Below are 15,993 nucleotides of genomic sequence, written 5' to 3'. Positions count from 1 at the left end.
TATTATTTAACTAAATAACCTAAGTTGCTAGTTACTGGTTGCAAATTGCTAGTTTGGTGATTTACAGAATTTAATTCTTTTTGCATTTAACTTTAATTTTAAGAGGCGAAAAAGGGTGTAGCTAAGAATAGCGAGTTAAACTTTGTGTTTTATTAGTGTTTTAGTGCCTTGGTGGCTAAATAAAAGAATGCCTCAAAGCCACAAAAAATCAATATTGCAAATTACAACGCAATTATAAACTACAACCACGAAAAATTCTACTAATCATAATATCAGCAACTAGCATCTAGCAACTTGAGTTAAATAGATTAAATAAAGATTATTTCTCTGTATAACTATTAAATATCAAACTCAACTTCTTCTCTTTCTTGTTTTGTAATTTCTTCAATTTCAATGAGTTTAATTTCAGACATATTAATATTTACATCATTTAAAAAAGTATCAATTATTATATTTAGATAGCGAATAAATCTATCAATAGTTTGTGGTAAAAATAATTTATCGCAATATATTATACTCAAAACAATCTTTTCCTGATAGGTAATAATCTCAAAGACCAAATCTCCTCTTCCTGCTGTTTTAATATGATGTTTCAAACCTTCCTCCTTCTCCAACGATAACTCCTGATCAGTTTCTGTTAATGTAAGTACTATATCAAAAATTGGTTCTCGATTTGGTTTTCGTTTTACTTTAAGCAAATCAACTAATTCATCAAACTGGTAATCCTGATTTTCTGTTGCTTGAATTATATTATTTGCAGTGTTTTTAAGGAAATCTTTGCATGAAGTATCTGTTCTAAAAGTATTCCTAATAGCTATAGTATTTATAAAAGCTCCTACAATATTTTCCAAATCAACCATATTCCGCCCTAAAGCAAAAGTTCCAACCACGATATCGTTATTTCCGGATATTTTATTTAATAATAAATTGGTTACAGATAAAAAGAATGCAAATAATGAAACGCCTTCGTTTTCAGCAGCCTTTCTAATTTTATTAGCATAATTATTATCATATACCACACCTATGCTATAACAATCATCCCAATTAATTATTTCCGGACGGGCCAAATCAGTGGGTAAATTTATCTGTGGAATACCACTCTTAAAAACTTCAAGCCAATATTTTTCCTGTTTTTTAATTTCATCTTGTTGCACTTTTGAATTTTGCCATTCTGCATAATCTTTATACTGGAGTTTAAGAGGTTTTAACTTCTCATTATTTACAATTTTCGAAAATTCATCCTCTAATATCAATGATGTTCTCCTATCTGTAAAAATATGGTGTGTATTATACAAAATGAAGTTATTATCGCCATCTTCAACAACAATATAGCCAATTTTTAAAATTGGAACTTTACTTAAATCAAAAGGTTTTCTAAAATCAACAATAAATTGATCAATTTCATTCTTTTTAATATTGTATGTCTCAATTTTAACATTAACCTTATCTACAACTCTTTGAATAATTGTATTATTATGATTTATAAAAAATGTTCTAAAAGCATCGTGCCTTTCGACAACAATATTAAATATATCCGAAGCCTTTTCATATGAAAAGGTTTTTGGAATTGTAATTAACCAATCCGAATTAAATGTGACACTCTCAGGGTTCATGACCTGAATAATATAAAAACGCTTTTGAACAGATGATATAGGATAGTACTCTTTTTTTTCAACTAACTTAATTGAAACATATTCTTTTTTACTCAACCCATTTATTAATAAAGCTAAATATTGTATAGTTGAATTAAGCATAAACGAGGACAGAGAAACTTCTACCTCAAATACTTTTCTAATTCTATTTATCAATAATATTGCTTTTAATGAATTACCACCTAAAACAAAAAAGTTTTCTATTACACTGATCATCTCCTTCGAGATGTTTAGCACCTCCGACCAAATCTCTACCAACTTCTCCTCAGTCTCGTTCGATGGTGGGGTGTATTCAACGCTTGCCTTTACATCTGGCGTGGGCAGGGCTTTACGATTAACCTTTCCATTTGCAGTTAACGGTAGTTCATCCATCACAACGAAGTAGGATGGGATCATATAATCCGGCAGTAGTTTACTCAGGTGGTCACGCAAAGTCTGCTGGTCGAAATCGGCCTTACACACCACATATGCGCACAGATATTTCTCCCCGTTGTCCTCCCTTACGATCACCACGCATTCCTTAATTTTATTTGATTTTAATATTGCGTTCTCTATCTCCCCGAGCTCGATCCGGTATCCGCGGATCTTTACCTGATTGTCCATTCGACCCAGAAACTCTATATTCCCATCTGGAAGCCATCGAGCCAAATCACCTGTGCGGTACATCCTCAATCGCTCTCCCTCACCATCCGATATATCTAAAAACTTCTCCTCGGTAAGTCGTTGGTTCTTATAGTACCCACGAGCAACCCCATCGCCTAAAATGCAAAGTTCTCCGGCTACTCCAATCGGTTGAAGGGTATTTCCAGCACCAAAAATCCTTACCTGTGTATTGATTATTGGTCGCCCTATGCTTAGCATCCCCTCTGTTACGTCCTTGTATGTCGACCAGATTGTGGTTTCCGTCGGCCCGTAAACGTTGTAGATTTTCCCTTTAAAAGCCTGCCTAGCCTCTTCTAACAATAAGAGGGGGAGTTCTTCCCCACCCAACAATAAAGTCTCTACATTTTGAAATCGTAACTTTGATCCCCCTGCTGTAAGAAGTAATCGTAGCCTTGACGGCGTCAACTGGAGTACGGATACCCTATACTCCTCAAGTAACTGGTTAATTCGATTCACATCCCTCTGGTCATCATCGTTTCCGATTACCATACACGCCCCGCTGAGCAGCGGAACGTAAACCTCCAGCCCGAAAATGTCAAACGAGATCGTTGTTAATGAGAGCAACACTGAGCCCTCTTCCATCTCGAATAATTCCTTCATCCCGAACACGAAGTTAACGACATTTCGGTGTTCCACCATTACCCCCTTGGGTTCCCCTGTTGAGCCAGAAGTATAGATAATATAAGCCAAATCATTCGTGCTATCTTTCCTTATTCCTTTCAAGTTCGTTGTACACTTTTCGGAAGTATCAGCATCAACTAAACTCAGAACCTCCACATCACTCTGCTGCAACCTAGAAATATTTGTTAGCAACACCTTTATACCACTGCTGTTGATTATCTTATCGTTCCGTTCTTTAGGGTGATGGGAATCAAGAGGTAAATATGCGCAACCCGATTTCAATACTCCAAGAATACCAGCAATCAGATCAACCGAACGCTCAGCCATTACTCCCACCAGTTGACTAGGTTGGCACCCAGCATTCAATAGTTTCTGCGCTATACCATTAGCTTTGATGTCCAACTCAGCATAGGTCATTGTATTTCCATCGCAGCAAACCGAAACTCGGTCTGGAGTCCTCTCCGTCTGTTCCTCAAAGAGTTGGTGGATAGTCTTCTCTCTTGGATAATCAAGCCCAGTGTCGTTGAACTCGTATAGCAGTTGGTGCCGTACCTCATCACTCAGTACCTCTACCCTTGACAGCTGTACCTCAGGAGTAGTTGCTATTTGATTCACTATCCGCTTGAAGAACCCAATAAAACGCTCTACACTTTTCGGTTTATAAAGTTTCGTACAGTACTCAAAACAAAGAAGCAACTGGTCACCAATGTCGACAGCGGTCAATGTCAAGTCTAACTTCGATATCCCAGACTCATGGGTGTAAATCTCACCATTGAGCATCGAAATGTCTCCCATGTACTCCGATTGGTTCTGAAGGCTGAACATAGCATCGAACAGGGGATTGCGGCTCAAATCCCTGATCACCGACACCTTCTCCACCAGATCCTCGAACGGGTAATCCTGGTGCTCGAAGGCCTCTAGAGAGGACTGCTTCATCTTTTCCATGAAACCCTTCAGGGTATCGCCACTTTCTACGCTGCTCCGGATGACCAGCGTGTTCACGAACACCCCGACAATACCCTCCAGATCGGGGTGGTTACGACCCGCAATCGGCGTACCCACGATGATGTCCTCCTGACCGCTCAGCCTCGAAAGCAGGATAGTGTAGGCAGACAGGAGGCTCATGTACAAGGTAAGCCCTTGCTGTTCACCCGCTGACTTAATCTTTTTGGTTTCTTCTTTACTTAATGCAAAGTTTACACTAGCACCCACATGGCTCTGAATTACAGGGCGAGGATAGTCAACTGGCAGGCTCAGCACTGGAAGCTCCCCAGCGAACCGATTCACCCAGTATTCCTCATGCCCCTTAACCCGTTCCTGGTGCTCCACGCTGTTCAGCCACTCGCTGTAGTCCTTATACTGAAATCTCAGCGGGGGTAGCACCTCTCCGAAGTAGAGCGCTTGGTACTCCGCCTCCAGTATGCCCTGCGAAACCCCATCGCCGATGATGTGGTGCATGTCGATCATCAGGAGGCTTCCCTCCCCTTTTACCTCAAACACCGCAACCCGTAAAAGAGGCGCCCGTGACAAATCGAAGGCTTTTATGAAATTTGAACTGCGCTCTTGCGCCTCCGATTTTTCAATTGTATAGCTTTCAACGCAAAAATCCACCTCCTTATGAACCCGCTGAACGGGTTCATCCCCGATTACCTCAAAACTCGTACGGAGGCTCTCATGCCGGGCTATCAACTGTCGGAAAACCCATTCTAATTTTGATTTATCGAAATTTATATTGATAAATCTGGTATATAACATGTTGTATGCAGTAGATTCTATCTCCATTTGCTGCAACAGGTACAAGCGTCTCTGGGCGGAGGATAAGGGGTAGTAGGGTTTCTCAGGTGCGGGGTTTATATCATGAAAAATTTTATTCTTCGATCTCAGCTTTAGGATATCCAGTATCTCGCCCTTGTGAGCCCTGATCTCAAGGATCAATTCCTCTGTCAAAAGGCCAGGAGCTGCATCAATAATAAGTTTATCACCTTCAATATTAAGATCAACGCCAAGATCGAATAGCTTGACTAGTAGTTCGGATGCTATCATAGTACAATTCTCTCTTTCTCTACATTACTTATTAACTTTGTACTGTTGTCTCTCATAATAATATCAATCAATAGTGCGAGCTCCCGGATGGTCGGGTTCCTGAACACCTCCCGCATGGGCAGCTCTACGCCCAGCTCCCGGTGCATCCTCCCGATCAGCACCGTGGCCCGCAGGGAGTTACCCCCTATGCTGAAGAAGTTGGCCGTCACGCTGATCGCCTCCTGCGGGATGCCCAGCACCTCCGACCAAGTTCCCACCAGTCGCACCTCCGTTTCGCCCGACGGGGGGGCGTACTCAACCCCTGCCGTTGCATCGGGGGCGGGCAGGGCTTTACGGTTAATCTTTCCGTTCGCCGTCAGCGGGAGTTCATCCAGCGTCACGAAGTAGGACGGGATCATGTAGTCCGGCAGCAGCCTGCCCAGTTGATCTCGCAGGGCCTGCTGGTCGAGTCCGCCCTTGCACACCACGTACGCGCACAGGTGTTTCTCCCCGTTGTCCTCCCTGGCGATGACCACGCATTCCCTGATTGCATCCGACCTCAGGATTGCGCTCTCCACCTCTCCGAGCTCGATCCGATACCCCCGGATCTTCACCTGGCTGTCCATCCGCCCCAGAAACTCGATGTTCCCATCCGGTAGCCAGCGGGCCAGATCGCCCGTGCGGTAAATCCTCGCTAGTTCTCCTTCACCATTCGAAATATCTATGAACTTCTCCTCGGTGAGCCGTTGGTTCTTATAGTACCCACGAGCAACTCCATCGCCTAAAATGCAAAGCTCTCCGGCTACGCCAATCGGTTGAAGGGTATTTCCAGCACCCAAAATCCTTACCTGTGTATTGATGATTGGTCGCCCGATGCTCAGCGGCCCCTCAGTCACCTCCTTGTACGTCGACCAGATCGTGGTCTCCGTCGGTCCGTATACGTTGTAGATCCTCCCGGTAAACGCCCGCCGTGCCTCCTCCAGGAGCTGGAGGGGGAATTCTTCGCCCCCGACCAGCAGGGTCTCTACGCCTTTGAGCTGCGCCGGTGAGCCCAGCCCTGAGAGGAGCTGCCGGAGCCTCGAGGGGGTCAGCTGGAGCACGGCTATTTTATGATCAGCCACCAAATGCAGTATCCGGCTCACATCCCGCTGATCCTCCCCGCTACCGATTACCACGCTAGCCCCTCCGAGCAGCGGGACGTAGACCTCAAGCCCGAAAATGTCGAACGAGATCGTGGTCAGCGAGAGCAACGCCGAGCCCTCCGGCATGCGGAAGACCTCCCGCATCCCGAACACGAAGTTAACGATGTTCTGGTGCTCCACCATTACCCCCTTGGGCTCCCCGGTGGAGCCGGAGGTGTAGATGACGTAGGCCAGATCATCCCCGCTACCCCTACGATCCGCCTCGTTCTGACCCTCAGCAATACCATCGGCGAGGGCTAGAACCTCCACGCCATCCTGCTCAAGTCCAGCCATATTGGTTAGCAACACCTTTACCCCGCTGCTGAGGACTATCCTTTCGTTCCGCTCCCTGGGGTGATCGACATCGAGGGGGAGGTACGCGCTACCCGATTTCAGCACCCCCAGGATGCCGACGACCATCTCGGCGGAGCGGTCGGCCATGATGCCGACCAGCTGCTTACCACCGTACCCTTTCTGTAGAAGGTAACCGGCTAACCGATCAGCCTTGCCATCCAGCTCCGCGTAGGTCATCGGTTTACCGTCGTAGATGACCGATACTCTATCCGGCGTTTTCTCCACCTGATCCTCGAAGAGCTGGTGAACCGTCTTGCCCCGCGGGTAGCTGAACTGCGTATCATTGAACTCGTACAGTAGTTGGTGTCGCTCCTCATCATTCAGCAACTCTACCCTTGATAACTGTATCTCCGGAGTAGTAGCTATTTGATTCACTATCCGCTTGAAATAACCAATATAGCGTTCTATAGTTTCTGGCTTGAAAAGTTTTGTGCAATATTCGAAACTCAATAGCAATTGCTCACCGCCGTCAATTACCGTTAGTGTAAGATCGAACTTCGACACACCTAGTTCATGGATGTAGACCTGTTCGCTGAGCATCGAAATATCTCTCGTATACTCCGCCTGATTCTGAAGACTGAACAATGCATCGAAAAGCGGATTACGGCTCAGATCCCTATTCACCGATACCTTTTCCACCAGATCCTCGAACGGGTAGTCCTGATGCTCGAAAGCCTCTAGAGAGGACTGCTTCATCCTTTCCATGAAGCCCTTCAGGGTATCGCCGCTTTCTAAACTGCTCCGGATGACCAGCGTATTCACGAACATCCCGACAATACCCTCCAGATCGGGATGGTTACGTCCCGCTATCGGCGTACCCACGATGATGTCCTCCTGACCGCTCAGCCTCGATAGTAGAATGGTGTAAGCCGATAGGAGGCTCATGTACAGGGTAAGTCCATGTTGCTCACCCACCGACTTAATTCTTTTAGTTTCCTCTTTGCTTAAAACGAAGTCTACAATTGCTCCATCGTAACTCTGTATTGATGGGCGAGGATAGTCAACGGGCAGGCTCAGAACTGGGAGTTCTCCGGCGAACCTATTCACCCAGTATTCCTCATGCCCCTTAACCCGTTCCTGGTGCTCCACGCTGTTCAGCCACTCGCTGTAGTCCTTGTACTGAAGCCTCAGCGGGGGTAGCACTTCTCCCGAGCAGAGCGCTTGGTACTCCGCTTCCAGTATGCCCTGCGAAACCCCATCGCCGATGATGTGGTGCATGTCTATCATCAGGAGGCTCTCCTCCCCTTTTACATCAAACGCCGCAACCCGTAAAAGTGGTGCTCTGGACAAATAGAAGGCTTGTATGAAACTTGCACTCCTCTCTTGCACTTCCGATTTTTCAATCGTATAACTATCTATGCTAAAATCCACCTCCTTATGGACCCGCTGAACAGGTTCATCCCCGATCACCTCAAAACTCGTACGGAGACTATCGTGTCGAGCAATTAGCTGCCGGAAAACCCATTCTATTTTAGTTTTGTCCATTCCTGAACCTAACGGTATAACACCGGGCATGTTGTAAGCAGTTGAACCTAACTCCAACTGCTGAAGTAGGTACAAGCGCCTCTGGGCAGAGGATAATGGGTAGTAGGGTTTCTCCGGAGCGGGGTTTATATCATGAAATATTTTATTCTTTGATCTTAACTTTAGGATATCCAGAATCTCACCCTTGTGAGCCCTGATCTCAAGAACCAATTCCTCTGTCAAAAGGCCTGGTCCAGCAGCAATGATAAGCTTATCGTCGTCAACATTCAGGTCAACGCCAAGATCGAATAGCTTGACTAGTAGTTCGGATGCTATCATAGTACAATTATTTCTTTATTTACATAACTTATTGGCTGTGCACTTTTGCCTCTCATGATAATATCCATCAGTAATGCGAGCTCACGGATGGTCGGGTTCCTGAACACCTCCCGCATGGGAAGATCTACGCCCAACTCCCGGTGCATCCTCCCGATAAGCACCGTGGCCCGCAGGGAGTTACCCCCTATGCTGAAGAAGTTGGCCGTTACGCTGATCGCCTCCTGCGGGATACTCAGCACTTCCGACCAGGTTTCCACCAACCGCACCTCCGTTTCGCTCGATGGTGGGGCGTATTCAACCCCTGCCGTTGCATCGGGGGCGGGCAGGGCTTTACGGTTCACCTTCCCGTTCGCCGTCAGCGGGAGTTCATCCAGCGTCACGAAGTAGGACGGGATCATGTAGTCCGGCAGCAGCCTGCCCAGTTGATCTCGCAGGGCCTGCTGGTCGAGTCCGCCCTTGCACACCACGTACGCGCACAGGTGTTTCTCCCCGTTGTCCTCCCTGGCGATGACCACGCATTCCCTGATTGCATCCGACCTCAGGATTGCGCTCTCCACCTCTCCGAGCTCGATCCGATACCCCCGGATCTTCACCTGGCTGTCCATCCGCCCCAGAAACTCGATGTTCCCATCCGGTAGCCAGCGGGCCAGATCGCCCGTGCGGTAAATCCTCGCTAGTTCTCCTTCACCATTCGAAATATCTATGAACTTCTCCTCGGTGAGCCGTTGGTTCTTATAGTACCCACGAGCAACTCCATCGCCTAAAATGCAAAGCTCTCCGGCTACGCCAATCGGTTGAAGGGTATTTCCAGCACCCAAAATCCTTACCTGTGTATTGATGATTGGTCGCCCGATGCTCAGCGGCCCCTCAGTCACCTCCTTGTACGTCGACCAGATCGTGGTCTCCGTCGGCCCGTATACGTTGTAGATCCTCCCGGTAAACGCCCGCCGTGCCTCCTCCAGGAGCTGGAGAGGGAATTCTTCGCCCCCAACCAGCAGGGTCTCTACGCCTTTGAGCTGCATCGGTGAGCCCAACCTTGAGAGGAGCTGCCGGAGCCTCGAGGGGGTCAGCTGGAGCACGGTTATTTTATGCTCCGCCAGCAACCGGAAGATCCTGCTCACATCCAACTGGTCATCCCCGCTGCCGATTACCACGCTCGCCCCGCCGAGCAGCGGGACGTAGACCTCCAGCCCGAAGATGTCGAACGAGATCGTGGTCAGCGAGAGCAGCGCCGAGCCCTCCGGCATGCGGAAGACCTTCCGCATCCCGAATACGAAGTTTACCACGTTTTGGTGCTCCACCATTACCCCCTTGGGCTCCCCGGTGGAGCCGGAGGTGTAGATGACGTAGGCCAGGTCATCCCCGCTGCCCCGCCGATCCGCATCGATCTGACCCTCAGCGATCCCATCGGCGAGGGCTAGAATCTCTACGCCCCCCTGCTGTAGCCCAAGAATATTTGTCAGCAGCACCTTTATACCGCTGCTGCGGACTATCCTTTCGTTCCGCTCCCTGGGGTGATCGGCATCGAGGGGGAGGTACGCGCTCCCCGATTTCAGCACCCCCAGGATGCCCACGACCATATCGGCGGAGCGGTCGGCCATGATGCCGACCAGCTGCTTACCCCCGTACCCTTTCTGTAGTAGGTAACCGGCTAGCCGGCCTGCTTTGCTATCCAGCTCCGCGTAGGTCATCGGTTTCCCGTCGTAGATGACCGATACCCCATCTGGCGTTTTCTCAACCTGCTCCTCGAAGAGCTGGTGAACCGTCTTGCCTTTCGGGTAACTGAACCTCGTATCGTTGAATTCGTACAGTAGCTGGTGACGCTCCTCTTTTGAAATTATTTCGATTTGGGAAAGTTTAATATCAATATCATCAATTATGATATTTACAATCCTTAAATAGAATTCAACATATCGTTTAATTGTTGATTGCTTGAATAGATTATTATTATAATCAAATGAGAGTAATAATCTATTTTCTTCTTCTGCAACATTAAATTCTATATCAAATTTAGATGACTTATTTTTATTCTCAAATGAGATTATTTTAAGCCCATCAACTGTTTCGTTATTATTATTATTATTTAAACCATTAGCGTTTTGTAAAATAAATATAGTTTTAATAAAATCGTTTCTAATCACACCTCTTTCAATTGATACCTTATTAATCAATTCATCGAATGGGTAAAACTGATTTTCAAAGATTTTAATAGTTTTTTTCTTAATATCTTCAATAAATGTATTGTATGATTGTTCTTCGTTAACAGTATCTTTAATCAAAATCATATTAATAAAAAAGCCGATTATACTGTTAATTTCGGGAGTTTCTCTTCCAGCCACAGGTGTTCCGATAATTATCTCTTTCTGATTACATAATTTTGATAATATAATTTCATAAACTGATAACAGGAACATGTATAATGTAATTCCTTTACGAACTAATAATTTCTTAATTTTTGTGTAAGTTTCATTTTCTATAATAAATTTCTCTATTCCAAAGTTAAATTTCTCAATATTATTTAGGTTAGAATCATATGGGAGATTTAACACAGATAATTCTCCGCTTAATTCCTCCATCCAAAATTTTTCTTGATTTTTCAACCCTTTTAGATATCCATCAGTTAATTGCCATTCGGAGTAATCTTTATATTGTAAATAATTTGTTTTAGTTGTGCTACCATTGTATATACTTATAAAATCGCTGAAAAATATTTCAAATGAAATACCATCGGTAATGATATGATGCATATCAACAACCATAAGGCACTCGTTATTCTCAAGTTCAATATAATTGACTCGAAAAAAGGGTGGGTTTTTGAAATTAAATGGAATTACTATTTTTTCTAATATTTCATCAATTTCGCTAATTAGACATTTATATGAATTAATTTTTATTTCAACATTATTTTTTATTACCTGATAAGGTATATCGTTAATTATTTCAATTGCAGTTCTGAAAATCTCATGCCTTTGGACTAAAGTTTGAAATGTAGTCTTCAGTATATCTTTATTGAGAGCACCATAAAATCTAAAAACATAAGTCTCATTATAACTTATACTTTCTTTATCAAATTCCTGAGTGAAATAGAGTCGACGTTGAGCTGATGAGAGGTTATAATACTCTTTCTTTTCGGCTTTTTGGATTACAATTTTATCGTTACTAATACTCCTATTACTAATTTTATAGGCTACTTCCTGAACAATGGGATTCTCGAAGAACTCTGATAGTTTTAATTTTTTATTTAATTGCTTCTGAATTCTGGAGATGACATTTATTGCTTTTAAGGAATCTCCCCCAAGTTCTAAGAAATCATCTTGAATACCAATTTGATTAATTCCTAAAACACTTTGCCATATTTTACATAATGATATTTCCAAGTCATTAGTTGGTGGTATGTAATCATTTGCAAGATTTGGTCTATCAATTAACAACCTATCTTTTTGAGTGATATCATTATTAACTGATTTTAGTTTTATCCACTTATCTATATTCTGGTTTATATCTGTTAGCGTATGTACTATTTGCCCATTTTTATGATTGCTTAATACAATTTCAATTGCTTGATATGATTCTTCAAGTGACATTTTAATTTCGTCGCCTGCTAGATCATCAATAAATAAAATTGGATCGATACTATTTTCCTTATATGTCCAACCGTCCCAGTTTACACTAATCCAATCGGTTTTTGAATATTTATTTCTTGACTTCGCAAATGCATCCATAAATATATTAGATGCGCTATAAGCACAATAGCCTAACCCACCATATATTGATGCAATTGACGACATTAGGAGGCAAAAGTTAATTTCCCTTTCTGCTAAAATTTCTTCTAAAGCTATTAAACCGTGAACTTTAGTTTTAAAATGACTTTCACATATTTCCTTAGAATATTCCTGAGCTAACGCAAAGCTATTGTCACTGAGATTTACAGCAGAATGAATTACCCCGCTAATATCTCCAAACGCATTTTCGACCTTTAGGAAGGCGTTTCGAAGTTCATCAGAATTATTTATATCTGCATTAACAACTAAAACCTGACCTTTTTTCTGTAAGTGCTGAATCTTTTTAATTCTTCTCTTCAGAGCAATATCAGCTGAGGCATCACTTAACAATTTCTCCCAATTATCGCTGGATGGGATTACCTGTCGGGAAAGGAGGGCTATTTTTGCAGAATACTTTTCAATTAAAAAATCTGCCAGTGTAAAACCTATTCTACCTAAACCTCCGGTAATAAAATAAACACCATTTTCTTTTAATCTGGTCTTTAGGATAAAGTTATTTTCAATTAATAGTTTATCAAAAATTTGCACCCATCGTGTTTTATTTCTGTAGGCTATTATTTTCTCATTATCAATAAAAGATATTAAATCGTTAATAAGAGTATTAAAGTGATTATTTATTAGCGTATCAAAACTATTATCTATATCCAAGCATTTACAACTTATATTAGGTTGCTCCTGAGGAATTACTTTAAGTGCACCAATAATTAAAGATTTTTCAGGTACAATAAGGTCATCGTCAAATACATCAAATACATTATTTGTAATAACGCTAATAAATAATTCATTCACCCAACCAAGATCTCCAGTTGCTTTAGCAATATTAAGTATACTATAAAAACCTAATGCGTTAATGTTCTGAATATTCTTGGAATTACTATTCTCTGAATTGGTTTTATTCCATAAATGAAAAATTCTTTTGAAATCAATTTTGTTTTCAATAAAGTATGAGAACAATTTTTTATAGTCATCTGGGTTGGAAGGGTCAATTTCAAAAATATTTGAATTTATAACCTTAAATGAATCACCAATGTATATTAGATTAATATTTTTACATTTCTCATTAATGATTTTCAATAGATTTGATGTAAATAAATCTTCGTCTTTTCCTAGAAAAATGGTAAGCGATGAATTATCAAAATCAGAACTATACAAATCATTATTAACCTGGTTTTTTTTCCATGTTGGTATATAAAACCAATCTCTAATGTTATTGTTTTTTGCTATTTGTTTGGGGCTAGATTGATAACTATTAGCACGTCGGGGTGAAGCATCAATCCAATAACTTTCTTTTTCAAATACATAGCTGGGTAAGGATATCTTTTTAATATTTTTATTAATAAATAATTCATTCCAATTAATTTTGTATCCTTCTAACCATAATTGTTTAATTGAGTTATATAGATATTTCTGATCCGATACATTACTTGTTTTATGTTTTATTGTACTAAAAACCTTAACTGAATGTGAACCCTCCGAAAATCTTCTTACTAAAGCACTTAAATCTCGACCAGCACCAATTTCGATAAAATCCTTACCCTTTTCAATCAATTTAAGGATTCCATCAGCAAATCTCACTGTATCTCTCAGGTTTCGTAACCAAAAATCGGGTTTAACAACCTCATTTGCGTCAATCCAATTTCCTGTTACGCTAGATATATAGGGTATTTCTGGCTTCCCCAGTTTTATTTTTAATAATTCTTTTCTAAATTCTGGTAATATGGGATCCATCATCGAAGAATGGCCTGCATGTGATATCCCCAAGCGCATGCAAAGCACACGCATTTCTTTCATTTTTTCTTCAATTATTTTAATGCTATTTTCATCACCTGAAACAATGCATGATTCTCCATTCGATACTGCAAGCGATATGTTTTTATCAAGTAATGGTAATAACTCTTTCTCTGTTAATGGAATATTTAGCATAATGCCGCCGGGCATTTTATCCATTAATTCACCCCGCTTAACAACCAATAAAAGAGCATCATTCAAAGAAAATACGCCAGATAAGCAGGCAGCAACATATTCCCCTAAGCTGTAACCAATCATCGCATAGGGAGCTCCTACTAATTCTATTAAAAGTTTTGATAGCGCATATTCGAACGAGAACAAAAGGGGTTGAGATATTATTTGCTTGTCAACACTTAACCCTTCTAATTTTGTTTTATCTACAGCAAATTCAGAGTATATTATCCCTTTTATATCAATCCCTGATATTTCATTAATAATTTTAAAGCAGCTATCAAGTTCATTTCTAAAACGCTCATTCGTTTTATAGATTTCGAGACCCATCCCAACATATTGAGATCCCTGACCTGGAAAAACAAATACAATATCTTCTTTATTTTTCTCAACAATTGTAAATTTTTCTGCCTTATCGCTTGTGAGATTATCTATACATTCTTGAATGTCTTTACAAATAAATGAATTCCTAAACTTCAACTCTCGCCTTCCTTCAAGTAATGTATATGAAACTTCCGATAAATTTATTTCACTATTCTGTTTTAGGAAATTGACATGTTTAGATAATAACTCTTTATAGGATTTTTCTGAATTTGCTGATATATTAATAATTTTCCATTCATTATTATTTTCACTTTTTTCTTTTACTGGAGCTTCTTCAATAATAAGATGCGCATTTGTACCCCCAATTCCAAAAGAGCTCACTCCAGCCCTCAAAACTTCTTCGGTCCAAGGTTTAATTTTTGTGTTAACATAAAAGGGACTATTATCAATATCTATTTTAGGATTTGGTTCAGAATAGTTAATACTTGGTGGAATCTGCCGATTCTTTAATGCAAGTATTGTTTTAATTACACCAGTAATACCAGCAGCTGCGCCTAGGTGGCCGATATTTGCTTTAACAGATCCAATTGCACAACGTGCCTTTTCCTTAATTTTATAAGCTTGTATTAGTGCTTCAAATTCAATAGGGTCACCAAGCACTGTTCCAGTACCATGTGTCTCTATGTATGAAATACTTGAAGGATCAACCTGTGAAACTTTTAGTGCAAGCTGAATTGAGTTCTTTTGGCCTTCAACACTCGGTGCTGTATATCCTACTTTTCTATTGCCATCATTATTTAATGCTGAACCAATGATAACAGCATGAATATTGTCATTATCTTCAATAGCATGTTTTAATCGCTTTAACACAACGGCTCCAGCACCTCTACCATTAACCATTCCCTTTGCCTCTTTGTCAAATGCTCTACAATGACCATCGGGTGAGTAAATCATACCCTCCTGATAGAGATATCCATCGCTGCTTCCGGTATTAATTCCAATTCCACCCGCCACAGCTATTCTACATTCCCCCATAAGTAGTGCTCTACAAGCAAGATGAGTTGCTACCAAAGAAGTTGAGCAAGCAGATTGAACAACAATAGCAGGCCCTTTTAAATTTAGTTTATATGATATGTTAGTACATAAAAATTCATTATTCGCTAAAAGGAAAGATTCAAAAACTCCATACTCCCTTATAATACTTGAATTTGCTAGTTTCATTATCCAGTCAATATTCATCTCTGATCCAGCATATAAACCTATCATATCTGAATATCTAAATGGATCACATCCAGCATCCTCCAATGCGTTATAAACACACTCATGGAATATTCTCATTTGAGGATCCATTATGGTTGCCTCTCTTGAGTTATAACCAAAGAAATTTGCGTCGAATTTATCTATATCTTTAAGCATTCCTCCCTTTGATGGAACAAATGCAGGGTTATTAACAATATCTTTATCAATACTCTCCAACTCCTCTTTAGTTAAAAAAGAAATTGATTCACGCCCATCCCTCAAATTCTCCCAAAACGTATTTACATCGTCAGCATCAGGGAATCTACCAGACATTCCAATGACCGCTATTTCAAGGCCAGTAAGTTTTTTACTCATATTTATTTGAACTTTCTA

At 41.5% G+C, this 15,993-nt stretch carries 3 protein-coding genes; all 3 read right to left on the bottom strand.

The features are described 5' to 3' along the window. Window positions 1-338 precede the first annotated feature (338 nt). Genes HOO91_06410 through HOO91_06400 form a run of 3 tightly spaced genes read right to left on the bottom strand, consistent with a single transcriptional unit; the run spans window position 339 to window position 15,975 of the window. The gene (locus HOO91_06410; protein ID NOU17175.1) at window positions 339-4,979 is read right to left on the bottom strand and encodes an amino acid adenylation domain-containing protein; all 4,641 of its coding nucleotides are present in this window, start codon (window positions 4,977-4,979) and stop codon (window positions 339-341) included. Then, window positions 4,976-8,296: an amino acid adenylation domain-containing protein gene (locus HOO91_06405; protein ID NOU17174.1), complete on the bottom strand. Its 3,321-nt coding sequence runs from the start codon at window positions 8,294-8,296 to the stop codon at window positions 4,976-4,978. Before HOO91_06405 ends, HOO91_06410 begins: the two co-directional genes overlap by 4 nt. Further along, a complete protein-coding gene (locus tag HOO91_06400) occupies window positions 8,293-15,975 on the bottom strand; it encodes an amino acid adenylation domain-containing protein (GenBank protein NOU17173.1) in 7,683 nt (2,560 codons plus the stop codon). Before HOO91_06400 ends, HOO91_06405 begins: the two co-directional genes overlap by 4 nt. Between the last annotated feature and the right edge of the window lie 18 nt (window positions 15,976-15,993).

The organism is Bacteroidales bacterium (assembly GCA_013141385.1).
In the GTDB taxonomy this organism is placed as follows: Bacteria; Bacteroidota; Bacteroidia; order Bacteroidales; family Tenuifilaceae; genus UBA8529.
The sequence above is the reverse complement of the archived record's forward strand: the minus strand, read 5'-3'. Positions and strand labels throughout refer to the sequence as shown.

What these genes read in the sequence shown, in the direction of transcription:
- HOO91_06400 (NOU17173.1), bottom strand. Translation starts at nt 15,975, where the DNA reads ATGAGTAAAAAACTTACTGGCCTTGAAATAGCGGTCATTGGAATGTCT.
- HOO91_06405 (NOU17174.1), bottom strand. Translation starts at nt 8,296, where the DNA reads ATGATAGCATCCGAACTACTAGTCAAGCTATTCGATCTTGGCGTTGAC.
- HOO91_06410 (NOU17175.1), bottom strand. Translation starts at nt 4,979, where the DNA reads ATGATAGCATCCGAACTACTAGTCAAGCTATTCGATCTTGGCGTTGAT.